19 protein-coding genes are annotated in these 24,784 nt (G+C 67.2%); 15 read left to right on the forward strand and 4 right to left on the reverse strand.

Translation table 11 applies throughout. The annotated features are described in order from the left end of the window. Positions 1-232 precede the first annotated feature (232 nt). Positions 233-2,008 carry a DUF4214 domain-containing protein gene (locus KY496_RS14330; RefSeq protein ID WP_219861201.1) on the reverse strand — a complete coding sequence of 592 codons (1,776 nt, stop codon included), beginning with the start codon at positions 2,006-2,008 and terminating at the stop codon, positions 233-235. A gap of 372 nt (positions 2,009-2,380) precedes the next feature. Further along, entirely contained in the window at positions 2,381-3,808 is a 1,428-nt protein-coding gene (locus tag KY496_RS14335) for a FecR domain-containing protein (RefSeq protein WP_229520278.1), read from the reverse strand. A gap of 173 nt (positions 3,809-3,981) precedes the next feature. Between KY496_RS14335 and KY496_RS14340 the strand changes: the two genes are divergently transcribed. The 14 genes from KY496_RS14340 (at position 3,982) to KY496_RS14405 (ending at position 21,838) form a co-directional block, all read left to right on the forward strand. Beyond that, positions 3,982-5,901, forward strand: coding sequence for a CHASE2 domain-containing protein (locus tag KY496_RS14340; protein WP_229520279.1), 1,920 nt, complete (start codon positions 3,982-3,984; stop codon positions 5,899-5,901). After that, positions 5,898-7,166, forward strand: coding sequence for a M48 family metallopeptidase (locus KY496_RS14345; protein ID WP_229520280.1), 1,269 nt, complete (start codon positions 5,898-5,900; stop codon positions 7,164-7,166). The genes KY496_RS14340 and KY496_RS14345 overlap by 4 nt, the downstream gene beginning before the upstream one ends. Positions 7,167-7,276: 110 nt before the next feature. Continuing rightward, positions 7,277-7,543, forward strand: a complete 267-nt coding sequence (locus KY496_RS14350) for a VanZ family protein (protein ID WP_229410123.1) — start codon at positions 7,277-7,279, stop codon at positions 7,541-7,543. Between the two features lie 17 nt (positions 7,544-7,560). Then, the gene (locus tag KY496_RS14355) at positions 7,561-8,319 is read left to right on the forward strand and encodes a Crp/Fnr family transcriptional regulator (RefSeq protein ID WP_229520281.1); all 759 of its coding nucleotides are present in this window, start codon (positions 7,561-7,563) and stop codon (positions 8,317-8,319) included. A gap of 168 nt (positions 8,320-8,487) precedes the next feature. After that, a complete protein-coding gene (locus KY496_RS14360) occupies positions 8,488-9,288 on the forward strand; it encodes an ABC transporter permease (RefSeq protein ID WP_273033845.1) in 801 nt (266 codons plus the stop codon). Further along, on the forward strand, positions 9,288-10,511 hold the full coding sequence (locus tag KY496_RS14365) for an ABC transporter ATP-binding protein (RefSeq protein ID WP_071361466.1): 1,224 nt from the start codon (positions 9,288-9,290) through the stop codon (positions 10,509-10,511). The genes KY496_RS14360 and KY496_RS14365 overlap by 1 nt, the downstream gene beginning before the upstream one ends. Beyond that, positions 10,508-11,827, forward strand: coding sequence for an FkbM family methyltransferase (locus tag KY496_RS14370; protein WP_219861203.1), 1,320 nt, complete (start codon positions 10,508-10,510; stop codon positions 11,825-11,827). The genes KY496_RS14365 and KY496_RS14370 overlap by 4 nt, the downstream gene beginning before the upstream one ends. A gap of 3 nt (positions 11,828-11,830) precedes the next feature. Next, positions 11,831-14,767 carry a glycosyltransferase gene (locus KY496_RS14375; RefSeq protein ID WP_219861205.1) on the forward strand — a complete coding sequence of 979 codons (2,937 nt, stop codon included), beginning with the start codon at positions 11,831-11,833 and terminating at the stop codon, positions 14,765-14,767. 12 nt (positions 14,768-14,779) lie between these two features. Further along, positions 14,780-15,832, forward strand: coding sequence for a glycosyltransferase family 2 protein (locus KY496_RS14380; protein WP_370659796.1), 1,053 nt, complete (start codon positions 14,780-14,782; stop codon positions 15,830-15,832). Next, positions 15,825-16,199, forward strand: a complete 375-nt coding sequence (locus KY496_RS14385; protein ID WP_005665468.1) for a GtrA family protein — start codon at positions 15,825-15,827, stop codon at positions 16,197-16,199. Before KY496_RS14380 ends, KY496_RS14385 begins: the two co-directional genes overlap by 8 nt. Beyond that, complete coding sequence (locus KY496_RS14390; protein WP_184237101.1) at positions 16,199-17,053, forward strand: GNAT family N-acetyltransferase; 855 nt, start codon at positions 16,199-16,201, stop codon at positions 17,051-17,053. Before KY496_RS14385 ends, KY496_RS14390 begins: the two co-directional genes overlap by 1 nt. Continuing rightward, entirely contained in the window at positions 17,043-17,819 is a 777-nt protein-coding gene (locus KY496_RS14395; RefSeq protein WP_219861207.1) for a PIG-L deacetylase family protein, read from the forward strand. Before KY496_RS14390 ends, KY496_RS14395 begins: the two co-directional genes overlap by 11 nt. A gap of 16 nt (positions 17,820-17,835) precedes the next feature. Next, positions 17,836-19,953 (forward strand): hypothetical protein, encoded by a 2,118-nt coding sequence (locus tag KY496_RS14400; RefSeq protein ID WP_219861209.1) that lies wholly within the window; start codon positions 17,836-17,838, stop codon positions 19,951-19,953. A 175-nt stretch (positions 19,954-20,128) separates the two neighbouring features. Then, complete coding sequence (locus KY496_RS14405) at positions 20,129-21,838, forward strand: response regulator (protein ID WP_219861211.1); 1,710 nt, start codon at positions 20,129-20,131, stop codon at positions 21,836-21,838. A gap of 37 nt (positions 21,839-21,875) precedes the next feature. On the opposite strand, the gene KY496_RS14410 is transcribed toward KY496_RS14405, so the two are convergent. Continuing rightward, positions 21,876-22,409 carry a sensor histidine kinase KdpD gene (locus KY496_RS14410; protein ID WP_219861213.1) on the reverse strand — a complete coding sequence of 178 codons (534 nt, stop codon included), beginning with the start codon at positions 22,407-22,409 and terminating at the stop codon, positions 21,876-21,878. Between the two features lie 32 nt (positions 22,410-22,441). Here KY496_RS14410 and KY496_RS14415 point away from each other — a divergent pair, with 32 nt between their 5' ends. Beyond that, entirely contained in the window at positions 22,442-23,122 is a 681-nt protein-coding gene (locus KY496_RS14415) for an ATP-binding protein (protein ID WP_229520282.1), read from the forward strand. 45 nt (positions 23,123-23,167) lie between these two features. On the opposite strand, the gene KY496_RS14420 is transcribed toward KY496_RS14415, so the two are convergent. Further along, positions 23,168-24,742 carry a DEAD/DEAH box helicase gene (locus tag KY496_RS14420; RefSeq protein WP_219861215.1) on the reverse strand — a complete coding sequence of 525 codons (1,575 nt, stop codon included), beginning with the start codon at positions 24,740-24,742 and terminating at the stop codon, positions 23,168-23,170. Between the last annotated feature and the right edge of the window lie 42 nt (positions 24,743-24,784).

Consider the following 24,784-nt stretch of genomic DNA (forward strand, 5'->3'; position numbering starts at 1 on the left):
GTATCGAGCGGAACTCGGACTGGCCCCACAAGTTGCCGAAACACAAGCAAATTGCTCAGCACGCGTATTATGACCTAAAACAAACGGAAGATGTGATCCTCGTCACAAATAATTGTCATGATAGTCATTGTTCAGTGGCTCGCCATCCACAGCTGTCCCATAAAAAAAACCCGCCACCTTGCGGTGGCGGGTTTCGACTGTTTCATGCTGGCCCGCTAATGCGGGCAAAACATTAGGCGGTCGGTGCTTTCAGCGAGATGATGCCGTTGCTCAGTTGCAGGTCGTCAGCATCAACGCCGATCAGGGTGATGACGCTCACAGCGCCGCTGTCCGAACCGTAAGCAGCTTGCTCGACGTGGACTTCGGTGCGGGTGCCGTTCTGGATGAAGAAGACTTCCATCACTGCGTCGTTGCCTGCATCCAGGTCGCCGGTGTTCAGGGTGAACTGCGAACCGATGAACAGCGAGTCCGAACCCGAACGGCCGAAGCTGGTGATCGACACGGTGTCAGCGTCGCCCAGGACGAAGATGTCCGAACCCGAGGTAGCGGCTTGAGGACCGTCGACATCCAGGAACTTAGGAGCAACGTAGCCAGCAGCGGTGAATGCGGCGCCTGCATCGGTGACAGCCTTGGTCAGAGCGTTGAACTCGGTCAGGTCAGCACGTGCTTCGGTCAGGTCGGCGACGGCGTCGGTCAGCTTCTCGATGTTTTCGTTAGCGGTGTTCACGCCGGTGACAGCGGTTTCAACGCGGAGCACGACAGCAGCGTTAGCGCCACCCAGGACTGGCTCGTTCGAAGCTTGGGTCAGGGCGGTAGCAGCCAGGCCAGCGTCGATGTCAGCGGCGATGTCGGTTGCCAGTGCGTCGCGCAGGGCGGTCACGCCTGGGTAGTCAGCTTCGGTCACGCCGTTGGTCAGGACCAGGTTGCCACGAGCATTGATCGAGATCAGGTTGACGGTGTCACCGTCGGCGTTTTCGAAGGTCACGACCGGGGTGGTGCCGGTAGCAGGTGCAGCGACCAGGGTCACGTCCAGGGTGCCGCCGACACGTGCGTTCAGCGAAGCTTGAGCGACGTCCAGTTCGACTTGCGATGCAGCAGCAGCTTCCTTGGCTTCTTCGTTAGCCACGGTAGCCGAACGCTTGTTGGCGATCGCTGCGACCAGAGCTGCGCTCACGGCAGCGGCTGCGGCATTGGCATCGGTCAGTTCGGTGTTGGCGCTGGTCAGAGCGACGTTGTTCAGACGAACTTGCTCAGCCAGCAGAGCTGCCTGGACGCCAGCAGGTGCGCCGGCGTATGGAGCACCACCGACCAGCAGGTCGACCGCATCGATTGCGTCGTCGCGAGCGTCGGTCAGGGTGGTCAGTGCGGTACCCGAAGTCAGTTCGTGATCTTCCAGGAAGTCAGCCAGATTGTCCTGAGCAGTTTCATAAGCGGCCAGGCCGGCGGTCACGGTGAACGGGGTGCCAGCCTTGACGACTTCGGCGACTTTCGCGTTCAGGTTAGCGGTGCCGATGGCGGTAGCCAGCGATGCGTCGGTGGTCACGCCGGTGATGAATGCCTTGGCCAGGGCCACGGCTGCGGTGCCGTTGTAGCCAGCGATTTCAGCTTCGGTGTCGACAGCAGCGGTGAAGGCGGTAGCGGCAGCAACCTTGTTCTCGATGATTTCAGCGTCGGTGGTCAGTGCGGCAGCAGCGACTTCAGCGACGATGGTGTCGACCTTGATGGTGCCGTTGTTCAGCAGGTTGATCCAGTAAGCGCGGCCAGCGGCGTCAGCAGGACGACCAAACAGGTTGGTGTAGATCTGGTCAACGATCTGGGCGTTGGTCTTGCCGAAGTACGAAACGATGTACTCTGGCGAAGCAGCGAAGGTTGCCGACACAGCAGCGGTCGAGCCTTGGGCTTCGACGATGTTGGTCCAGTAGTCCAGGCCAGCTGGGTCAGCTGGACGGCCGAAGTATGCGACGTACAGTTCTTGAACTGCTGCGACGTGGGTAGCGACGATTGCCATGTATTACTCCAATAAAATAGATCGATCGATCGAAATGTTGTTTCGTTATTGCAAGAGTGCTGGCACCCTTGAAGCCCAACGGACCGCATCATGACAGAAGCGGACTCATGTGTTGTGTGATGGCCGTCACACAACGGACAAAGTTCTCGAAAAAATTACAAAATCTGGACAAATTCTTTGCCTTCGTCCGTACTCAACGGCGATTCTCTAACATTCTCACCTGCGGCAGAGCGTCAATATCTCGTCTTTATTCCGTGTCGGCGCTTACATTTTGAAACACTCGATACATATCATTTAATTTCGCATTTAAATATGTGGGAAATAAAAAAAACCCCGGTTACCCGGGGTTTGCAAAATACGTGAGCAAGTGGATCAACGCCATGTAGCGCCACCGTTGACTGTCCGCCGGTCGTCGATCCGACCGTCAAAAATCGTCGCAGCGGTGCTGGATGGACCACGCTCGTTGGTGATCAACCCCTGGATGTTCAGGTAGCCCAGGCGGCCGTCGGCAGTGCTGTACAAGCGCCCATCGCCGGTCATGGTGCCCTCCCCGCGCAGCTTGACGGTATCGGTCCGCGTGACGAGGTCCATATTGGTGGAGAAGCTTCGCTTGCCGAAGTCCACATTCAAGCTGCCCCCGGATAAAGTCGCCTTGCTGGTCACCGTATTACCGCTGCCATATTCGGTCACGACATATGCCTCGCTGCTGCGCAGGCCAAAGCCAACGCTGCCGTTATTCGGCGTGACATATTCATTCCCGCGGGAGCGATACAGCGCAAAATAACCGTTCAGTGCAATCAGCTCTCTGTCCTTGCCCTGGGTCGCATAATCGATCACCGGAGGCTCGCCTTCAAAGGGCTGCCAACGGCCCCAGATCGCCGTGCGTTCGAGCGGGTTGGGCACGCCGACCGGCGGCCCGACCGGGTCGACCGGACCTGGCGCTGGCGCCGGCGCCGGCTCCGGCACTGGCACCGGCGTTGGCGTCGGTCCAGGCCCCGGATCGACCGGGAGGCCCGGATTGGCATTGACGACCTTGTCGATTGCCTCGTTCAAGCCGATGTTCTTGGCCACCTCGACGTTGACCTTCGGCTGGTCGTTATCTTTCTTGGACAGCGGCTCGTCCGGCCGCGCCGGCGCGGCTTTCCCCGCTCCCTGCGCGCTTTCTTCCAGCACCTGCGGCGCGGCCTGGCCGCGCGTGACCTGCACCAGCTGTCCGCGCTGGGCCGCGCTCAATTCGCGGCTGGTCGCGCCTTCGCACGGCCCGGCGCCATCCGGACGGCAACCACCCACGAAGCCACTGACCACCACGCCGCCCGAGAACACCGACACGCGCGAGGTGTCGTTATCGGTAAACACGGTGAAGTCCGTGCCGCGCACGCCGATCGCGGCAACCGGAGTGTTGAAGCGGAAATTCTGGCGCGCGTGCTTGACCGCGTCGCCCGATTTGCTGCGCGCCGTGCCGCTGATCAGCTCGAACTTGACGCGGGTATTGGCCGGGTTCTTTTCGTCGATACGGTAGGTGACGATGCGCGCCTGGGTCTGCGGGCGCAGGATGAACAGGCCGTTATCGGCCGTTTTCACATAGATATAACCGTCGGCGCCAGTGGAGAGCATCTGCCCTTCCTCGACCTGGCTTCCTTCCACGGCGGGACGGTCGCCGGCCTTTGCAGCCCCGGCGACGAAGACGATCTTGCCCGCGTCGGCGGCATGGGCGAACTGTGCGGCGCATGCGAGCGTTGCGATCAACAATAATTTTTGCAAGATGGTTCCCCTTTCTTCTCCACTGTACCGTGCCGTCAAGACAGTGATCTGTGATAACCATCACATTCTAGCGCAAAGGCCCGATCCGACCCATCAGCCGACCTATCAATTACTATTGATGACGTTTCAATAAAAACAATGCAATTGAGCAACCCGAACGCTATACTTGCTCACCTTTTCTGATCGACCGACCTAATATAAGAGCGCAGCGCGTGGCTGAACCGAGAAATCAAGCACGACCCCGGGGACGCTGGGTCATCGCTGCGCTGGCCTTCGTCGTGACCCTGTGGTCGCAATATGGCATGCACGCGCCGTTGTCGCTTTCCGACAACAGCTGGATGCGGCTGACGCTCAACCAGGTGTCGTTCCTGCCCAACGAATGGCTGCGCGATGCTTTCCTGCGCCTGCAGGTGAGCGATGCCCCCGAGCCGCGCATCCTGGTGGTCGACATCGACGAAGCCTCGCTGGACGAACTCGGTCCCTGGCCCTGGCCGCGCGAACGCCTGGCCCACCTGGTCGAGATCCTGCTCACCGGCTACGAGGCGCGCGGCGTCGCGCTCGACATCCTGCTGCCGGCGCCGACCGGCACGGAGGGCGACACCCGCCTGGCCCTGCTGGCGGCGCACGGCCCGGTGGTGCCGGCCCAGGCCTTCGACTTCGATTTCGCCGGCAACCGGCCGCAGCCGGTGCTCGACGGCCACCTGGGCGGCGCCGTCAAGGGCTACGCCGGCGGCGTCCCCGCCACCGGCTATATCGGCAACTATCCCGCGCTGGCGGCGGCGCCCCATATCGGCGCGATCGGCTTCATCCCGGATCCCGACGGCGCCCTGCGCCACGTGCCGCTGGTGACCCGCTTCGGCGGCCAGGCTTACCCTGCGCTGGGCCTGGCCCTGCTCAACTGCTGCAGCGGCAAGGCGCCGCCGGCGCTGGACGACACCGGCATGATGCGCATTCCCTACGCACGCGACTGGCGCGCCTACACCGTGGTGAGCGCCGCCGATATCCTGGCCCAGCGCATCGTCCCGGCCAGCGCCAGCGGACGCCTGGCGCTGGTCGGCTCGTCCTCGCTCGGCATGGGCGACCGGGTCTCGACCCCGCTCGCCGCCAACCGTCCGGGCCTGGGCGTGCAGGCCACCATCCTGTCGGCCCTGCTCGACCGCCAGGAGGGCAAGCTGCCCGCGCCGTGGCCGGGACGCCTGATCGCCTGCCTGTTCGCCGCCGCCTCGTGCATCGCCTGCACGCTGCTGTTCCCGCGCCTGTCGGCCGCGGCCGGCGTGGTCCTGCTGGGCGCCAGCTCGGCGCTGTGGCTGCTGCTCGCCTGCCTGGCGGCGCCGCACGATCCGGACTTCGCGCCGGTCGGCCCGCTGGCGACCAATCTGTTCCTGCTGGCGGTGGCCGTTCCCTACCAATGGCAACAGGCCCAGCGCCGTTCGCGTCACCTGCTGCAGACGCTGCGCCAATACGTGGCCCCGGCCGTGGTCGAGCAACTGCTGCGCAGCGAAGAGCAGGACCCGTTGCGTCCGCGCCGGCGCGACGTCACCACCCTGGTGGCCGACATGGAAGGCTATACCAGCCAGGTCGAGACCCTGCCGGTGGAAGAAGCGGCCAGGCTGACGCGCGATTTCCTCGACTGCCTGACCGGCCCCGTGATCGCTCACCAGGGCACGCTCGACAAATATACCGGCGACGGCATGATGGCGTTCTGGGGTGCGCCGCTGCCGCTCGACGAGCACGCCGACCTGGCGCTGGACGCCGCCTGCGCCATGCGCCGCCGCGTTGCCGAACTGAGCGCGGCGCGGGTGGCGCAGGGCCACAAGCCGCTGCGGGTGCGCATCGGCATCGAAAGCGGCGCCGCGATGGCCGGCGACTTCGGCACCTCGTTCCGCAGCATCTATACTGCCGTCGGCGACAGCGTCAACACGGCCGCCCGCCTGGAGCAGGTCGCGCGCGATTTTCCGCACGATATGATCATCGGGCCCGGCACGGTCGAGCACAGCCGGCGTCACCGCTTTCTCCCACTGGGCGAACGCCACTTGCGCGGCAAGGAAAAAGCAACTCCCCTCTATACTCTCGATACCAGCATGAATCCGCAGGCCAGCGCCAGTCGCGCCACCATGGAGGGCGCGCCGTGAGCCAGCCGTCCGCCATCATCCGCTCGCTCGTTTGCCTGGCCGTCGCGCTGGCCCCCTGCTGGGGGCTGGCGCAGTCCGCCGCCGCGCCGTCCGCCACGCCGGGCGCGCCGACCGCCGCGGAGCTGCTGTACCAGGAAGCCCTGCAATCGTTGGCCGAGGGCCGCAGGAACGACGCCACCGAGCAGATGGCGCGGCTGATCGGGATGGTGCCGCAGCATGCCGGCGCCTGGCTCGACCTGGCGCTGATCCAGTGCAGCCTGGGCCAGGGCGACGAGGCCGAACGCCTGTTCGCCAACGTCGAAACGCGCTTCAATCCACGGCGCGAGATCCTGGAACTGATCGCCGAGGCGCGCGACACGGGCTGCGTCAGCTGGACCCCGACCGTCTCGGGCACCGTCAGCCTGACCCGCGGCGTGGACGACAACGTCAACCAGGGCGCCAGCAACTCGTCCTTCGTGGTGGAGGGGCCGGACGGCAGCGTCGAACTGCCGCTGCTGGAAGACTTCCTGCCCAAGCGCGACGGGTACACGCAAGTGAGCGCCGACTACGTGCGCGACGTCACCGCCAACGGCACCCTCGGCTTCCTGCAGTTGCAGGGCCGGCGCTACGACCAGCTGCGCGACTACGACACGGCGGCGCTGTATGGCGGCCTGGAGTCGGCCTGGCGCCTGAAGACCTGGCTGCTGCGCGCCACCGGCTCGCTTGGCGTCTCGGGCATGGGCGGCCACCTGTACCAGCGCCAGGGCCAGGCCCAGTTGCGAGTGACGCCGCCGTTGCCGCTGCCGGCGCGCACCCAGCTGCACCTGATCGGCGCCGTCACCCGCAACGATTACGCAACGCTGAGCGCCTTCGATTCGAACCTGTTCGAGGGCCGCGTGCTGCTCAGCCATCATCTGGACGGCTTCAGCGCCACCGCCAGCGCCGGCCTGATGTCCGACCGGGCGCTGGGCGACCGCCCGGGCGGCAACCGTCACGGCAATTACCTGAGCCTGAACCTGCGCCAGCCGATCGCCTGGGGCCTGACCGGCGAACTCGCCTGGACGCGCCAGACCTGGGACAGCGCCAGCCCTTATTCGCCCGAACTGCTGATCGACCAGGTGCGCGCCCAGCGCACCCAGGTGGCGCGCGCCTCGCTGAGTTACCGGATAGGCAAGCAGCAGAGCGTCGTGCTGGAAGCACGCGCGGTGCGCAACCGCGAGAACATCTCGATCTTTCAGTACAATAACCGCCAGCTGCAGCTGAGTTGGCAGTGGCATACTCAGTGATCCAGGCGGTACAATCGCTGTCTTGAATCTGGCGGGAAGCGATTGGCGAGATGGGTCTGGATGTGATGTTGTTCGTATGCGCGGCCCTCGGGCTATGCGTAGGGTGCCTGGTGCCCAACCGCTGGCTGCCGCCGCTGCCGAACGATAAATTCCTGCATTTCGCCGCCTATGCCGTATTGACCGTGCTGGCGCTGCGCATCGCCCGGACCGGAAGCGAGGCCGCATGGTGGCTGGCCGGCCTGCTGATCGGCGGCTGGCTGATCGAATGCCTGCAGGCGCTGGTGCCTGACCGCCGCTTCTGCTGGCGCGACATCGGCGCCAACGCCGCCGGCATTGGCGGCGCCGCCATCGCCATGTTCCTGATCGGGCATTTTTGACGAGACCGAAGCAATCGATGAGTTCCACTACCAAGCTATCAGCACTCGCCAGCGCTGCCGACGCCGCCAACGGGGCCGCCCCGCAGTTACAGGAACGCCAGATCCAGGTCCACCTGCGCAAGATTCCGCTCCTGGCCGACCTGAGCGACGAGGAAATCGCCCAGGTCAAGGGTGAGCTGCGCTACCGCCACTTCCCGAAGCGCTCGGTCGTCCTGCACAAGGGCGGCATCGGCGACGCCCTCCTGTTCCTGCTGTCGGGCCAGTTGCAGGTGATCGACGTGACCGAGGACGGGCGCGCGGTCGGCCTGCGCATGCTCGCGGCCGGCGACTTCTTCGGCGAGATCGCCCTGATCAACGGCTCGACCCGCTCGGCCTCGGTGATCGCCACCTCCGAGGTGCTGGTCGCGTTCTTGCCGGCCTCGACCGCCATGCACCTGTTCTCGCACTCGCCGTCGGTGGCGCGCAAGATGCTCGGCCACCTGGCGCAGAAGATCCAGCGCGATTCCGAATTCCGCGCCTTGCTCAGCATTAACAACACGACGCGCCGCATCTATACCTATATCACCCTGATGCAGCAGAGCGAAGACAAGGACGGCCGCCGCGTGGTCGAGAACCTGCCGACGCACCAGGACATCGCCAACATGATCAATACCAGCCGCGAAACCGTCACCCGGGCGCTCTTGCTGCTGGCCCAGCAGGGAATCGTGCAAAAGGATGCGCACCGCTTGATCATTCTCGATCCCGATGGCCTGCACAGGCTGGCGCAGGGCGGCTGAAGCGCCGGCTGCGGGAAGCGTGTCGCGGCCTGTCTCGCCAATTGACAGGTCGTTACAATTGAACAATTTGTGTGCTGGACCGTGGGGTATAATTCCGCTCTTCACGCTCAGCATTACTATGACGACAACTCTCCTGCCCTCCCCCGAGGCGCCTCTGACGACGACCCCATGATTTCGCCCCTGATGCTGCGAGGCCTGTGGGCCTACCGCGGTTTCGTGCTGGGCAGCGTCAAACGCGAATTCCAGTCGAAATACGCCAATGCCATTCTGGGCGCCCTGTGGTCGGTGCTCAGCCCCCTGGCCATGATCCTGGTGTACACCGTGATCTTTTCCGAGGTCATGCGCACCAGGCTGCCCGGCGCCGAATCCGGTTTCGCCTACTCGATCTACCTGTGCGCCGGCATCCTGACCTGGGGCCTGTTCGCCGAAATCGTGGCGCGTGGCCAGAACATGTTCATCGAACAGGCCAACGTCATCAAGAAGATCAGTTTCCCACGCATTTGCCTGCCGGTAATCGTGGTGCTCAATGCCCTGGTCAATTTCGGCATCATCTTCGGCCTGTTCCTGGTATTCCTGATCGCGACCGGCAACTTCCCGGGCCTGATGTTCGCCGCCTTGCTGCCGGTGCTGCTGGTGCAGGTGCTGCTGGCGATCGGGCTGGCCATGATCGTCGGCGTGCTCAATGTGTTCTTCCGCGACGTCGGCCAGTTCGTGACGATCGCGATGCAGTTCTGGTTCTGGCTGACGCCGATCGTCTATCCGGCCTCGATCCTGCCGCCGGAAGTGCGCGGGATGCTGGCCTGGAACCCGATGGTGCCGCTGATCGAAGCCTGGCAGGCGATCCTGGTGCACGGCACGGCGCCCGACTGGACATCGATCGGATGGGTCGCGCTGCTGGCCCTGCTGCTGTGCGTGTTCGGCATGCGCCTGTTCCGCAAGCGCGCCGGCGAAATGGTGGATGAACTCTGATGGGCACGATTACCGTTTCCAACCTGGGCAAGGCGTACAAGACCTACCCTACCCGGCTGTCGCGCCTGGCGGAGTGGATCCTGCCGTTCCGCGGTCCACGCCATTCCCTCAAATGGGTGCTGCGCGACGTCAGCTTCCAGGTCTCGCCGGGCGAAGCCGTGGGCCTGATCGGCATCAACGGCGCCGGCAAAAGCACCCTGCTCAAGCTGATCACCGGCACCACCCAGCCCAGCACCGGCCACGTGGCGATGGAAGGCAGCGTCGCCGCCCTGCTCGAGCTCGGCATGGGCTTCCATCCCGACTTCACCGGCCGCCAGAACGCCTACATGGCGGGCCAGCTGCTGGGCATGTCGGTCGAACAGATCCGCGAGCTGATGCCGCAGATCGAGGCCTTCGCCGACATCGGCGACTACATGGACCAGCCGGTGCGCGTGTATTCGAGCGGGATGCAGATGCGGGTCGCGTTCTCGGTCGCCACCGCGCGCCGTCCCGACATCCTGATCGTCGACGAGGCGCTGTCGGTGGGCGACGCCTATTTCCAGCACAAGAGCTTCGACCGCATCCGCCAGTTCCGCAAGGAGGGCACCACCCTGCTGCTGGTCTCGCATGACAAGCAGGCGATCCAGTCGGTGTGCGACCGCGCCATCCTGCTCGACGGCGGGCGCCTGGCGCGCGAAGGCCGGCCCGAGGAAATCATGGATTACTACAACGCCATGATCGCCGAGCGCGAGAACGACACCGTGCGCCTCAAGGAGATCGCCGACGGCAAGGTGCAGACCGTGTCCGGCACCGGCGAAGCGACCGTGGCCGATATCGCGCTGCTGGACGAGAACGGCGAGCGGGTCGAAGTGGTCGACGTCGGCAGCCCGGTCACGCTCGAAGTGAAGGTGAAGGTCAACGCGCCGATCCCGCGCATGGTGCTCGGCTACATGATCAAGGACCGTCTCGGCCAGGCGATGTACGGCACCAATACCCATCTCAAGGCGCTGCCGCTCGACGACGTCGCGGCCGGCGAGGAAGTGGTCTACCGCTTCGCCTTCCCGATGAACCTGGGGCCGGGCACCTATTCGGTCGCCACCGCGATCGTCAGCACCGACACCCACCTGGTCAACAACTACGAATGGCGCGACCTGGCGCTGGTGTTCACGGTGATGAACATGCGCCGTCCCCATTTCGAAGGTTCGGCCTGGCTCGACCCGGCCATCGACATCCAACGCACATGACTTTCGTATCCTACGCCCAGAATTCCGAGGACGTGCTGCTGTGGCGCGCGCTCGGCCACGTCAAGCACGGCTTCTACATCGACGTCGGCGCCAACGACCCGGTCGAACACTCGGTCACCAAGGCCTTCTACGAGCGCGGCTGGCGCGGCATCAGCATCGAGCCGCTGCCCTCCTTCCACCAGGCGTTCGAAGAGCAGCGCCCGCACGACGTCAACCTGGCCATCGCGGCCGGCGCCGCCGACGGCGAGCTGACCCTGTATGACGTGCCCGCCGTGCGCGGCTGGGCCTCGCCCGAGCAGTCGGTGGCCGAGATGCACCGCGCCGAGGGCCACGACGTGGCCGAACTCAAGGTGCCGGTGCGCACCCTGGCGTCGGTCTGCGCGGAACACGTGCGCGGCGAGATCCACTTCCTCAAGGTGGACGTCGAAGGATTCGAGGGCGAGGTGCTGCGCGGGATGGACTTCGCGCGCTGGCGCCCGTGGGTGCTGGTGATCGAGGCGACCCTGCCCAACAGCCGCGAGACCAACCACGAAAGCTGGGAGCACCTGGTGACCGGCCAGCGCTACCGCTTCGCCTGGTTCGATGGACTGAACCGCTATTACGTGGCCGAGGAGCATCCCGAGCTGCTGGTCCACTTCGGCATCCAGCCGAACGTGTTCGACGGGTTCATCTCCTGGCACCTGGAGCATGCCTGGCAGGCCGAACGCACGCTCAACGAGGCGCTGGCCGGGGCCGGCCAGCGGGTGCGCGAGATGTCCGAGCAGAGCGAGCACTACCGCGCGCAGAACACCGAGCTGCTGTGGCAGATGGACGGCGCCAACCAGCGCGCCGACCAGGCCAACGCGCGCGCCGACTATGCGCACGAACGCGCCGAACTCGCCGAAGGCCGCATCGCCGCCGTGAACCAGGAGCTCGACCGCGTCCACGCCGACGCCGCCAAAATGCATGCCTGGGCGATCGGCATGCAGAACCAGATCGCCGCCATGGAACAGAGCACGTCCTGGCGCGTGACGCGTCCGCTGCGCCGCGCGGGCAGCCTGGCGCGCAAGCTGCGCGGCCCGAACCTGCTGGCGCGCATCGTCAAGCGCCTGACCAGGGTCGAACTGCTGCGCCGCCTGTTGATACCGATCCTGCTGCGCTATCCGGCGCTGGGCCGGCGCGTGGCGGTGACGCTGGTCGCCGTCAAGCAGGCGGCGCCCGATCCGCTGCCGGCGGACGTCACCCACGTCCCCGACGAACTGAGGGGATTGCCGGTCTCGGTCCGCAACGTGCTGGCCGACCTGCAGCGCGCCCGCAATCCACACACAGGCACTTGAATCATGCGCATCATTATCGATCTTCTCGCTCATCCCGGCAGCGTCGCGCCGGCCGCCCTGGAACTGTGCGCCGCGCTGGCGCGCCAGGCGGATGGGCGGTGCGAGTTGTGGGTGGCCGCGCCCCTGCACGACATGGACGCGCTGGAAATCCTGCGTCTCGAACCAAGGCTGGCCGGGCGCGTGCGCGCCTTCGAGCTGTCATCCGACACGCGCGTCGGCGCGCTGCTGCGCCGCCATGCGATTGCCGGCCTGGCGCCGGCCGCGGTGCTCGTCCTCGAAGGGCAGCCCGGCGCCGCTGAAGCCACGCCCTGGCCGGTGCTGTCGCGCGACCCCGCCGGCGCCCACGCGCCGGACGCGCTGCTCGACGCGCTGGTGGCCGCGGCCACGACGGCACACGCGCAGCCCGCGCCGATGCCGTCCGGCCGCCCGAAACTGGCCTACGTCTCGCCGCTGCCCCCGGTCCATTCCGGCATCGCCGACTACAGCGCCGAACTGGTGCCCGAGCTGTCGGCGTTCTACGACGTCGAGCTGGTGGTGGCCCAGGACAAGGTCGACGACCGCCGCCTGGACGGCATGCGCCTGCGCGACCCCGACTGGCTGCGCGCCCACGCCCACGAGTTCGAGCGCGTGGTCTACCACTTCGGCAATTCGCACGCCCACCAGCACATGTTCGAGCTGCTGCGCGACGTGCCCGGCACCGTGGTGCTGCACGACTTTTATTTCTCGGGCGTGCTCGACAACCTCGAGCGCGAAAAATACCTGCCCAAGGGCTTCCTGCGCGCGCTCTACGAATCGCACGGCTATACCGGCCTGCTGTCGCACCGCAAGGAAGGCCGCAATCCGTCGATCTGGACCTATCCGCTCAACAAGGCGGTGCTCGACCACGCCAACGGCGTGATCGTGCACTCCGACTTCTCGCGCACCCTGGCCGACGAATGGTATGGCCCCGGCGCCGCCGACGGCTGGCGCACGATCCCGCTGCTGCGCGGCCGCCCGGACGGCGCCGCCAGCGACGCCGAACGCGCCGCGGCGCGCGCCGCCGCGCGCGGCCGCCTGGGCCTCGACGACGATGCCTTCGTGGTCTGCACCTTCGGCATGCTGGGCAGCACCAAGCTCAATGCCGAACTGCTGGACGCCTTCCTGGCGTCGCCGCTGGGCGCCGATCCGCACTGCCGGCTGGTGTTCGTCGGCGCCAACGATCCCGGCCCCTATGGCGAGCAGCTGGCCGAACGGATCGCCGCCAGCGCCGCGGCCAACCGCATCCGCATCACCGGCTTCGTCGACGCCGCGGCGTACGCCGACTGGCTGGCCGCCTGCGACGGCGCGGTGCAGCTGCGCAATGCGACCCGCGGCGAGACCTCGGCCTCGGTGCTCGACTGCCTGCTGTACGGCGTGCCGACCGTGGTCAACGCCCACGGCTCGACCGCACTGCTGCCGGACGACGTCCTGGTCAAGCTCGAGGACCGCTTCGAGACCGCCGACCTGGCGGCCGGCCTGGCCGGCCTGCGCGCCGACCGCGCGCTGCGCGAACGCCTGTCCGGCAACGCGCTGGAACACATGGCGCGCCATCACGCGCCGCCACAGGTCGGCCGCCTGTACCTCGAGGCGATCGAGGACTTCGCGCGCAATGGCCGCGACGCCGTCTACCGCCGCGTGGTGAACTCCGCGGCGCCGCTGGCGGCCCAGGCCGAGCTGCCGGCGCTGGCCGCCGCGATCGCGTTCAACCGCGCGCCGGCGCCGCAGCGCCAGCTGCTGGTCGACGTCTCGGCCATGGTGCAGTCCGACCTCAAGACCGGCATCCAGCGCGTGGTGCGCAGCATCCTGCTGTCGCTGTTCGCCGCGCCGCCGGCGGGCTTCCGGATCGAGCCCGTGTACTCGGTCGGCGCGAATCAGCCGTATTGCTATGCGCGCGGCTTCGGCATGAAGCAGGTGGGCGAATCCGAGCTGGCGCTGGAAGACGCGCCGTGCGAGATCCGTCCCGGCGACGTGTTCTTCGGCCTCGACCTGTTCACCAACGGCACCTCGCAGAACGAGCAGCGCCTGCTCGAGATGCGCGCGCGCGGCGTGGAGGTCTATTTCGTCGTCTACGACGTGCTGCCGATCCTTCGGCCCGAGGTGTTCCCGTTCGGGACCGAACAGTATTTCGGCGACTTCCTGCGCACCGTGCATAAAGTGGCCGACGGCGTGCTGTGCATCTCGCGCGCCGTGGCCGACGAACTGGCCGGCTGGGTGGAGAAGGAAAAGCTCGAGCGCCGCAGCCCGCTCAAGCTGGCCCACTTCCACCTGGGCGCCGACATCGACGCCAGCGCCCCGAGCTTCGGCCTGCCGCCGGACGCCGACCAGGTGCTGGCCGCCCTCGGCCAGCGCCCCAGCTTCCTGATGGTCGGCACGGTGGAGCCGCGCAAGGGCCACGCCCAGGCGCTGGCCGCCTTCGAGCTGCTGTGGGAGAGCGGGGTCGACGTCAACCTGGTGGTGGTCGGCAAGCAGGGCTGGATGGTCGAGAAGGTGTGCGAGCGCATGGCCGCCCACCCCGAAAAGGCCAAGCGCCTGTTCTGGCTGGCCGGCATCTCGGACGAGATGCTGCTCAAGCTGTATGCGAATTCCTCGGCCCTGCTGGCGCCGTCCGAAGGCGAAGGCTTCGGCCTGCCGCTGATCGAAGCCGCCCAGCACGGCATCCCGATCCTGGCGCGCAGCCTGCCGGTGTTCCGCGAGGTGGCCGGCGAGCACGCCGCCTACTTCGAAGGCCTGGCGCCGCAAGACCTGGCCGACGCCGTCACCGGCTGGCTGGCGCTGCAGCGCGCCGGCACGGCGCCGCCGTCGACCGGCATGCCGTGGCTGACCTGGGACGGCAGCGCCCGGCAAGTGCTGGACGCGCTGGTGCGCCAGCGCTGGTACAAGACCCTGCCTGGATCAGCACAGGCGGGCGTCAATACCCGATAATAATAAAACCCCATGAACGTCACCGTCACCCAAGCCATGAACGCCATCGACCAACCGGCCGGCGCCCGCGCCGCCGGCGCCGCACCTGCGCCCGCAACGATCGCAGTGGTGATCCCCAGCTACCGCGTCACCCGCCACATCATCGGCGTCATCGCCGGCATCGGCCCCGAAGTGGCGCGCGTCTACGTGGTCGACGACCGCTGCCCGGACGGCAGCGGCGAGTTCGTGCGCGCCAACTGCCGCGACCCGCGCGTGACCGTGCTCGAGCACGCCGAGAACCAGGGCGTGGGCGGCGCCGTCATGACCGGCTACCGCGCCGCCATCGCGGACGGCGCCAGCGTGATCGTCAAGATCGACGGCGACGGCCAGATGGACGCGTCCCTGATCCCGGTGTTCGTGGCCCCGATCCTGGCCGGCGAAGCCGACTACACCAAGGGCAACCGCTTCTTCAACCTCGAACGGCTGGGCGCGATGCCGCCGGTGCGCCTGTTCGGCAACGCCATGCTGTCGTTCATGACCAAGCTGTCCTCGGGCTACTGGCACCTGTTCGATCCGACCAACGGCTATACCGCGATCCACGCCGATGCCGCGCGCTACCTCCCCTTCGACAAGATCAGCAAGCGCTACTTCTTCGAAAGCGACATGCTGTTCCGCCTGAACACGCTGGGCGCGGTGGCGGTCGACGTGCCGATGGACGCGGTGTATGGCGACGAAGTGAGCAACCTGAAGGTCTCGAAGGTCATCACCGAGTTCGCGGTCAAGAACGTGCGCAACTTCTTCAAGCGCCTGTTCTACAACTACTACCTGCGCAATCTGTCGGTGGCCTCGCTCGAGCTGCCGATCGGCGTGCTGCTCACCACCTTCGGCCTGGTGTATGGCGTCGCGCACTGGATCGCCTCGGCCCAGAGCGACGTCGAGACCCCGGCCGGCACCGTGATGCTGGCCGCGCTGCCGGTGATCATGGGCGTGCAGCTGATCCTGGCCTTCCTGAACTACGACATCGCCTCGGTGCCGAGCCGGCCGCTGCACAAGAAGACGCTGTTCCGGCGCCGCCGCGATGATTGACGCCGCGCGCCTGCGCCAGTTCGGCGTATTCGTGGCCGGCGGCCTGCTGTGCGCCGGCATCGACGTCGGCCTGATGCAGCTGCTGGTCATGAAAGGATTCCACCACACGGCCGCCGCCAGCGCCGGCTTCGTGGCCGGCCTGCTGGTCAACTACGCCTTCCACAGCCGGGTCACGTTCGACCAGGCGGCGTCGAAAAGCAGCTTTGCCCGCTACATGTGCGTGGTGGGCCTGAACTATGGTTTGACCATCGCCTGCGTCGCGCTGACGGTGGCCCTCGTCGACAACCCGCTGGCCGGGAAGATCCTGTCGCTGCCGCTGGTGGCGGTGAACGGATACCTGCTCAGCCGCTACTGGATCTTCAAGTGATGCGCATCGCTTCCATTGCCCATGACCAGGCCACGCTGGCGCAATACGGCGCCCTGTTCGCCGCCTGCTTCCCCGGCGCCGACAAGTTCACGTCCGAGTATCTCACCTGGCTGTACGCCGCCAACCCGGACGGCCCCGCGGTCGGCATGGATGCCTGGGACGGCGAGCGCCTGGCGGCCCACTACGTCTGCATCCCGCAGCGCGCCTGGGTCGAGGGCCGCGAGGCGCTGGTCCTGCTGTCGCTGAACACCGCCACCCACCCCGACTACCAGGGCAAGGGCCTGTTCACCAAGCTCGCCGCGGCCACCTTCGAGGCCGGCGCCGCCGCCGGCTTCGACGGCGTGTACGGCGTGGCCAACGCCAACAGCACGCCGGGCTTCGTGCGCAAGCTGGGCTTCCAGCTGGTGCGCCCGCTCGAGGCGCGGGTCGGCCTGGGCACGCTGTCGCACGGCCCCAAGGCGCCCGCCGCGCAACTGTCGTTCGAACGCAGCTGGAGCCCCGAGGCCCTGGCCTGGCGCTGCGCCAACCCGCACAATCCGGTGCACCGCCGCGCGCATGGCGCGCGCCAGCAGTTCTACGCCGCCGCCTTCGGCCTGCGCCTGCCGGCCTATGCCGAGCTGGACGGGCCGCTGCAAGCCGCGCCGGACAACGGCGCCGCGCCGCTGCTGTCGCCGCTGCGCCTGCTGATCGGCCTGGCCCCGGACGCCAACGCCAGCTGGTGGAATTACGCCAGCATCCCGCAACGCCTGCGGCCTTCGCCGCTGAACCTGATCTACCGCTCGTTCGTGCCGCGCGTTTCCGCGCTCGATCCTTCCCGTATCCAGTTCAGCTTCCTCGACTTCGATGCCTATTGAGCCGGTCGCCCTGTTCCTGTTCGCGCACCAGGACGACGAGTTCGGGGTGTTCGAACGCATCGCCACCCTGCGCCGCCAGGGGGTGCGGGTGGCCTGCGCTTATCTCACCGACGGTCAGACCGCGAAGAGCAGCGCCGCGCAGCGCAACGCCGAATCGCTGGCGGTGCTCGCGCAACTGGGCGTGGCCCCCGGCGACGTGATCTTCGCCGGCCAGCAGCTGGGCATCGGCGACGCGCGCCTGCCGCTGCACCTGGAACAGGCCGGACGCTGGATCGGCCAATGGATCGACAGCTTCTGCCCGATCGAGGCGATCCATGTGACGGCCTGGGAAGGCGGCCACCACGACCACGACGCCCTGCATGCGCTGACGGTGACCCTGGCCTGTGAACGCGGCCTGCTGGCGCGCACCTGGCAATTCTCGCTGTACCAGGCCGAGGGCCTGGGCGGACCGCTGTTCCGGGTGCTGGCGCCGATGGCGGCCAACGGCCCGGTCGAAGCGACCCCGATCTCCTGGGCCGCGCGCCGGCGCTACCTGCGCCTGTGCCTGTCCTATCCGTCGCAGCGCAATACCTGGATCGGCCTGTTCCCCTTCGTGCTGCTGCACTACCTGCTGCGCGGCGAGCAGGCGCTGCAGAAAGTCGATCCGGCCCGTCTCGACGAGCGTCCGCACCCGGGCCCTTTGTACTACGAAAAGCGCAAATTCTTCGACTGGGAGCGAATGCACGCGGCGATCGCGGCATGGCGCGCCCTGCCTTCCCGACCATAATAAAAAGGAAACCACGATGCTGCCTGCGGCCACGCCTGCAACCGACAAACGCGAATGGCTGATCCTGGCCGCCGGCCTGGCGGCCGTCCTCGCCTGGCTGGCGCTGCGCAACCACGGCCTGTATCCGGCCATCTTCGCCGACGAGTGGTACTACAGCAGGATGTCGCGCCTGCAGCCGCTGGCCGAAGCCATCGTGCCGTCCTATCTGTACCTGTGGCTGTTCAGCGCCACCAGCGCCTGCGGCACCGGTTTCTATGATTGCGCGCGTTTCGGCAACGTGCTGCTGTATGTCGGCGCCGGCCCCTTCATCTACATGATCGGACGCCAGGTGGCGCGGCCCATGGTGGCGATCGCCATCACCCTGCTGTGCCTGATGGGGCCGTTCAACCTGTACACCGCCTTCTTCATGCCCGAGGCCACCTATTACTTCGGCGTCCTGGTGCTGAGCTGGATGCTGCTCACCCAAGCGCGCTGGGGCTGGGCACGCCTTGCGCTGTCGGCCGGCCTGGTGCTGGGCATGATGAGCCTGGTGAAAGTGCATGCGCTGTTCCTGCTGCCAGGCCTGTGCCTGTTCCTTGTGATCGCCGCCCGGATGGAAGAATCCGCCGACAGCGGCGGTGGTGGCGCTGGCGACCGCAGTGGCCGCGGCTGGCTGCGCGAGGGCGCGGGCGCCGCCCTGGTGCTGGCCGCCAGCGCCCTGGCCGTCAAGTTCGGCCTCGGCTACGTGCTGGCCGGCGACGCCGGCCTGAGCCTGTTCGGCAGCTTCTACGGTTCCACCGCCAGCTCGAGCGCCGGCAGCAAGCTGGGCCTGCTGGCCGCGGCCGGCTTCATCAACGGCCGCGGCCACCTGATGGCGCTGGCGATCCTGCTGCCGCTGCCGATGGCGATCCTGCTGCAATGGGTGCTCAGCCGCGCCACGCGCGAGGCCGCCGCCCTCCGCTTCAACCGCCTGGCGCTGTACGCCTTCCTGATGCTCGGCTCGGCCGCCGGCATGACGGTGGCCTACACCGCCTCGATCGCCGGCGTCGGCCCGCAGGAAGTGCTGCGCCTGCACCTGCGCTACTACAGCTTCACCTTCCCGCTGCTGCTGCTGCTGGCCGGCGCCGCATTCTCGATGCCGGCCCTGCGCACCGCCGCGCCGCGCGCGCGCGTCGCCGCCGCCGTGCTGGTGGGCGCCGCCATCGTGGCCGCGCTGGCGCTGCTGCCGCACTATGCGCTGGCTCCGATCGACAGCCCGGAAATCACGTCGATCGACGTCGCGCTATGGAGCGGCTGGATGGTCGGCGGCCTCGGCCTGCTGGCGCTGGCGTTGTGGGCGTTCGGCCAGCAGAGCGCGGCCTCGCTGTTCCTGTTCGTGCTGCTGCCGACCACCGTGGCGCTGGGCGCCCAATTGACCACCGCCTACCTGGCCCAGATCGTCTCGGGCTGGGCGCCGGACCATGCAGGCATCGCCGCGCGCGACCACGTGCCGCGCCAGGAGCGCAACCAGATCACGATCGCCGCCTCCCGCGAGGTGGACATCATGCGCGCCCAATTCCACATCGACGACAATGACAGCGCCATGCTGGAACTGGCGCCGGGCGCCCCGATCGAAAGCTACCAGCTGCCCGTGCGCAAGAAGTGGCTGCTGGTCATCGGCCAACACCCGTTGCCAGCCGACGTCAAGCCGGTAATCAAGACCGACGATTACACGCTGGTGCGCCTGGCCGGCGAATTCCATCCGATCGGCGCCTTCCAGCTGTCGCAGGAACTGGTCGAAGGCGGCTTGCTGACGCGAATGGAGGGCCTGTCGCATGCCGAGGGCTGGGGGCGCTGGTCGGATGGCAAGCAGGTGACGCTGCACTTCGCCCGCCCGCTGCCGAAGCGGCTGGACCTGATCATCAAGGGGCGCGCCTATGCCGACAATGCGGGCCTGCCGTTCACCGTGCGCGTGGGTGAGCAGAGCGCCACCTTCCGCCTCCCGGGCAGCGTCCAGGAAGCGCGGCTGCGCCTCACCACCGACGGCACGCAGCGCACCCTGACGATCGACGTGCCGAAGCCGATCTCACCGAAGGCGCGCGGCGAGTGGCCTGATCCGCGCGAACTGGGCATCGGCCTGGTCGAGATCGCAATCGGCAACAGCGCTGAACAATGAAGAGCCTTGATGGCGTGAAAAAATAGTGGCGCAGCAAGCCTCGGCGGCATAGCCCCCTATTTAGCGTCCCTGCGGCGCCTCTGTGCGCTCACGAACGGAGGCGCACCGGCCACGACGGCTAGAGTGGTTCCAAAGGGGACGGCATGCCGCCGCCCCGAACCGCCCAGGATACCCCATGGTACTCGGACCGACGAAGGAAGATTCACTCAAGAAAGATCTGGACGTCCAGGGCGGCGGCCAGAGCCGCGGCGTGCCGGCGAATGCCGAGGTCGAAGGCAATGCGGTCCACCCGATGGGCCCGCCCGAGGACAATCCCGGCATCCACCACTGGCAGTCCGGCTACATCGAGCGCGAGGGCTTGCACGACCGCGGCAACATCTTCTTCGCCGCGGTCGAAATGACCCGCATGCCGATGCTGATCACCGATCCGCGCCAGGAAGACAATCCGATCGTGTTCGCCAACGGCGCCTTCGTCGACCTGACCGGCTATCCCATCGAGCAGATCCTGGGCCGCAACTGCCGCTTCCTGCAGGGCCCCGACACCGACCGCGCCACCGTGGCCGAGCTGCGCCGCGCGGTCGAGGAACAGCGCGCGGTGGCGGTCGACCTGCTGAACTACAAGGCCGACGGCACGCCGTTCTGGAACGCCCTGTTCTTCGGCCCCATTTTCGACCAGGAAGGCAAGCTGCTGTACTTCTTCGCCTCGCAGATGGACATCACCGAGCGCCGCAACAACCAGGAATCCTGGCTGCAGGCGCAGAAGATGGAAGCCATCGGCCAGCTCTCGGCCGGCATGGCCCACGATTTCAACAACCTGCTGCAAGTCATCAACGGCAACCTCGAAGTCGCCCTGCTGGGCACCGGTCCCCAGCACAAGGCGGCCGAGCCGATCCGGCGCGCCCAGCGCGCCACGATGCAGGCCGGCAAGCTGACGCAGCAGCTGCTCACCTTCGCGCGCAAGCAGCGGCTGGAGCCGAAGCGCCTGAGCCTGAACAGCCTGGTGGTCGAGTTTTCCGACATGCTGGTGCGCACCCTGGGCGAGAAGATCGACCTGCGGCTCGACCTCAAGCCCGGTCTGCCGGCCTGCACGATCGATCCGACCTATCTCGAGATGGCGCTGCTCAACGTGGTGCTCAATGCGCGCGACGCGATGCCGGGCGGCGGCGCCGTCACGGTCGGCACCGCCGTGCTGGGCGACGAGCGCCGCCGCCTGCTGGGCCTGCCGGCGGGCGACTATGTCTGTATCTGCGTGAACGACGAGGGCGAAGGCATGACGCCCGAGGTCAAGCGCCGCGCCACCGAGCCATTCTTCACCACCAAGGGACCGGGCACCGGCCTGGGCCTGGCGATGGTGCATGGTTTCGTGCAGCAATCGCACGGCAAGCTCGACATCGAGAGCGAGCCGGGCCGCGGCACCCAGGTGCGCATGGTGTTCCGGGTCGCCGAGCAGGCGGCCAGCGACGACGCTTCACTGGCCGAACGGCGCGGCGGCACGCAAGATGAGCCGCAGCAGCGGCGCTGCCGCATCCTGGTGGTCGAGGACAACGACGACGTGCGCGAACTGGCCGAAAGCATGCTCGAAATGGCCGGCTACGACGTGCTGTCGGCCCCCAGCGGCGAGCGCGCGCTCGGCCTGCTGGAAAGCGGCGAGCAGGCCGACCTGCTGTTCACCGACGTGATCATGCCGGGCGGGATGAACGGGCTGGAGCTGATCGAGCGCGTGCACGCCAGGCGTCCCGGCCTGCCGGTGCTGGTCACCACCGGCTACATGGACGAACTGCCCGGCCGCGGCAAGCCCAGCGGCACGCTCGACGTGCTGTCCAAGCCCTACCAGCACCAGGACTTGCTGGACCGGGTCGGGGCCGCGCTCAAGCGGGCCGCCTGAGCATTCCGAGGATCGCGCCCGCCACGAGAAGCCGCCTTCAGGACGCGCTCTCGGCCACCGCGCGCACATAAGGCAAGCCGACTCCCCAGCCCTGCTTCCGCCCCTTCCTGGCGGCATCGGCGCGGCGATACATCTGGAAGATGCACTCCTGTTCGGCAGGCGGGATGGGCGCTCCCTCGTTATGGACGGTCAACAGCAGGCGTCCATGGACCTCCTGGATCTGGATATCGATGGGCGAACCGGGGACGCCATACTTCACCGCATTCGACACCAGATTCTCGGCGGCCCGCTTGAGCGCCGCGCGGTCCCAGCAACCGATGACGCTGCCACCCTGCACGTGCACGCGCGGCCCGTGGGCGGCCAGGGTGTCGGCCTGGACTTCCTTCATCACCTCGAGGATGTCCACGCTGTCCATGCTGAGCCGGATGTTCTCGCCGCTGTGGAATGCCATCGTGTCGAGCAGCTCGTCGACCATGCCGCTCATGCGCTGCAGATTCGTCAGCGCCTTGGCCGCGACGGTCTTGATCCTGGTCGGGTCATTGCTCGGCAGGATGAGTTCGAGACCTGTCATGGTGGCGCTCGGGGGGGCCGCGCAGGTCGTGGGTGAGCGCCTGTCGCGCCTTGCGCCCGGCGCACATGCCGCTGCTCGCCGCCATGCTCTGCGCCCTTCCCGCCCTGGCCGAACCGGGCGCGGGCACAGCGTCTCCCTCGTCGTGGGCGCTGGGCGTCGGCGCCATCACCTTCGACAAGGCCTACGCCGGCATCGAGCGCGAGCACCTGCCGCTTCCCTTCGTCCCGTACGAGAACCGCTGGCTCTCGATCGCCGGCCCGCAGGTAGGCTTCAAGCTGCTCGAACTCGCCCCGGCGCCGGCGCACACGCTGAACCTCGACCTGGTGGTGCGCTACGACGGCAGCGGCGACGACGACATCGAGGACACGCCGGTCCTGGCCGGCGAGCGGAAAAGCGGCGCCTGGGCCGGTGCTAGAATCGAATGGAAGAGCAACCGGGCCGTCCTCGGCGCCGAAGCGCTGGGCGCGCCCGCCGGTTCGCTCGTGAGCGTGGAGATCGCCCGCGACAGCCTGTCGGTGCGCGACCATGGGCCGGGCGTCGAGGCTGCGCAGCTGGCGCTGCTGTTCGAACGCTTCTGGCGCGGACCGCACCGGCGCAACCTCGGGGCGGGATTGGGTCTGTCGATCTGCCAGGAGGTGGCGCGGGCGCATGGCTGGCGCCCCGCGGAACGGGTGGAACCGGGGCTGCGTTTCAGGCTCGCCGTCGCGCCATGAAAAAAGCCGGCATGGAGTGCATGCCGGCCTGGTTTGCTATCTCGATCAGGCTTGCGCCTTCGGTCCGCCGCCCAGCAGGAAAGCCAGCTTCTGCTTGGCCGGCTTGGCCGGCGCGTGCGGCGCCGCATCGACGTCCTTGCGCGGGCTGCTGGTCGGTTCGTAGGGCTTGAGGAACCACGGATCGATCTTCTCGCGGCGCGCGCCCGGACCGAGTCCGGAGCGCGGCGCACGCGCCGCGCCGCCGCGCTCACCGCGCTCATCGCCGCGGCGGGCGCCGCGTTCGCCGTCGCGCGAAGCGTAGTCGCGGCCACCTTCGCGACCACCTTCGCGGCCCTCGCGGCCGAACTCGCGCCCACGGCTGCCGGGGGCCACGAAGCCTTCCAGCGTGCCGCGCGTGATGGTCTGCTTGATCAGCTTCTCGATGTCGGCCAGCAGGCGCTCGTCCTTGTCCGAGTACACCGACAGCGCATCGCCCGAGGCGCCGGCGCGGCCGGTGCGGCCGATGCGGTGCACGTAGTCTTCGGCGTTGTACGGCAGGTCGTAGTTGATCACGGCCGGCAGGTCCGAGATGTCGAGGCCGCGCGCGGCGACGTCGGTCGCCACCAGCACTTCGACGCTGCCGTTCTTGAACGCGTCCAGCGCCGCCATGCGCTCCTGCTGGGTCTTGTCGCCGTGGATCGCCGACGCCTTGACGCCGCGCTTCTCGAGGTGGCTCGACAGGCGCGAGGCGCCGATCTTGGTGTTCGAGAAGATGATCACCTGCTTCATGTCGCGCGAGCGGATCAGGTGCTCGACCACGTCGCGCTTCTGTTCCTCATCGACCTTGTACACGATCTGCGTGACTTTCTCGGCGGTCGCATTGCTGCGCGCGACTTCGATGGTCAGCGGGTTGTTCAGGAAGGTGTTGGCCAGCTTCTTGATCTCGGGCGAGAAGGTGGCCGAGAACATCAGGTTCTGGCGCTGCTTCGGCAGCAGGTTGATGATGCGCTGCAGGTCGGGCAGGAAGCCCATGTCGAGCATGCGGTCGGCTTCGTCCATCACCAGCATCTGCACCTGGCCCAGGCTGACGTTCTTCTGTTCGATGTGGTCGAGCAGGCGGCCCGGGGTGGCGATCACGATCTCGACACCGCGGCGCAGGATCTCGGTCTGCGGCTTCATGTCCATGCCGCCGAACACCACGGTCGCGCGCAGCGGCGTGTGCCTGGCGTAGGCCTTGACGTTGTCGGCCACCTGCACCGCCAGTTCGCGGGTCGGCACCAGCACCAGGGCGCGCACCGGATGGCGCGCCGGCGACATGCTGGCGTTCGCGTGCGGCATCAGGAGCTGCAGGATCGGCAGCGAGAAGCTGGCGGTCTTGCCGGTGCCGGTCTGGGCCGCGCCCATCACGTCGCGGCCCTGCAGCACCACCGGAATCGCCTGGGCCTGGATCGGGGTCGGATGGACATAGCCCTGGTCCGAGAGCGCGCGCTGGATTTCCGGCGCCAGGCCGAAGTCGGCGAAGCGTACCGTGGGAGCCTCGGCGGCGGCCGGCGCCGCGGCCGGGGCGGCGGGCATGGGAGGCGTGGCACCAGCGGTGGCGACGTCGTTGTTGTTCGCGATGTTGCTCGGAGAATCAGACATATTATTTAGTTGCATTCATTCGTTCAGCTCTACGCTCGGGCA

It is taken from the genome of Massilia sp. NP310, from assembly GCF_019443485.1.
Lineage (GTDB): Bacteria > Pseudomonadota > Gammaproteobacteria > Burkholderiales > Burkholderiaceae_D > Telluria > Telluria timonae.

Coding starts and splice junctions, on each gene's coding strand:
- KY496_RS14405 (WP_219861211.1), top strand. CDS start 20,129: ATGGTACTCGGACCGACGAAGGAAGATTCACTCAAGAAAGATCTGGAC.
- KY496_RS14395 (WP_219861207.1), top strand. CDS start 17,043: ATGCCTATTGAGCCGGTCGCCCTGTTCCTGTTCGCGCACCAGGACGAC.
- KY496_RS14360 (WP_273033845.1), top strand. CDS start 8,488: ATGATTTCGCCCCTGATGCTGCGAGGCCTGTGGGCCTACCGCGGTTTC.
- KY496_RS14380 (WP_370659796.1), top strand. CDS start 14,780: ATGAACGTCACCGTCACCCAAGCCATGAACGCCATCGACCAACCGGCC.
- KY496_RS14390 (WP_184237101.1), top strand. CDS start 16,199: ATGCGCATCGCTTCCATTGCCCATGACCAGGCCACGCTGGCGCAATAC.
- KY496_RS14400 (WP_219861209.1), top strand. CDS start 17,836: ATGCTGCCTGCGGCCACGCCTGCAACCGACAAACGCGAATGGCTGATC.
- KY496_RS14420 (WP_219861215.1), bottom strand. CDS start 24,742: ATGTCTGATTCTCCGAGCAACATCGCGAACAACAACGACGTCGCCACC.
- KY496_RS14365 (WP_071361466.1), top strand. CDS start 9,288: ATGGGCACGATTACCGTTTCCAACCTGGGCAAGGCGTACAAGACCTAC.
- KY496_RS14375 (WP_219861205.1), top strand. CDS start 11,831: ATGCGCATCATTATCGATCTTCTCGCTCATCCCGGCAGCGTCGCGCCG.
- KY496_RS14410 (WP_219861213.1), bottom strand. CDS start 22,409: ATGACAGGTCTCGAACTCATCCTGCCGAGCAATGACCCGACCAGGATC.
- KY496_RS14370 (WP_219861203.1), top strand. CDS start 10,508: ATGACTTTCGTATCCTACGCCCAGAATTCCGAGGACGTGCTGCTGTGG.
- KY496_RS14385 (WP_005665468.1), top strand. CDS start 15,825: ATGATTGACGCCGCGCGCCTGCGCCAGTTCGGCGTATTCGTGGCCGGC.
- KY496_RS14355 (WP_229520281.1), top strand. CDS start 7,561: ATGAGTTCCACTACCAAGCTATCAGCACTCGCCAGCGCTGCCGACGCC.
- KY496_RS14330 (WP_219861201.1), bottom strand. CDS start 2,008: ATGGCAATCGTCGCTACCCACGTCGCAGCAGTTCAAGAACTGTACGTC.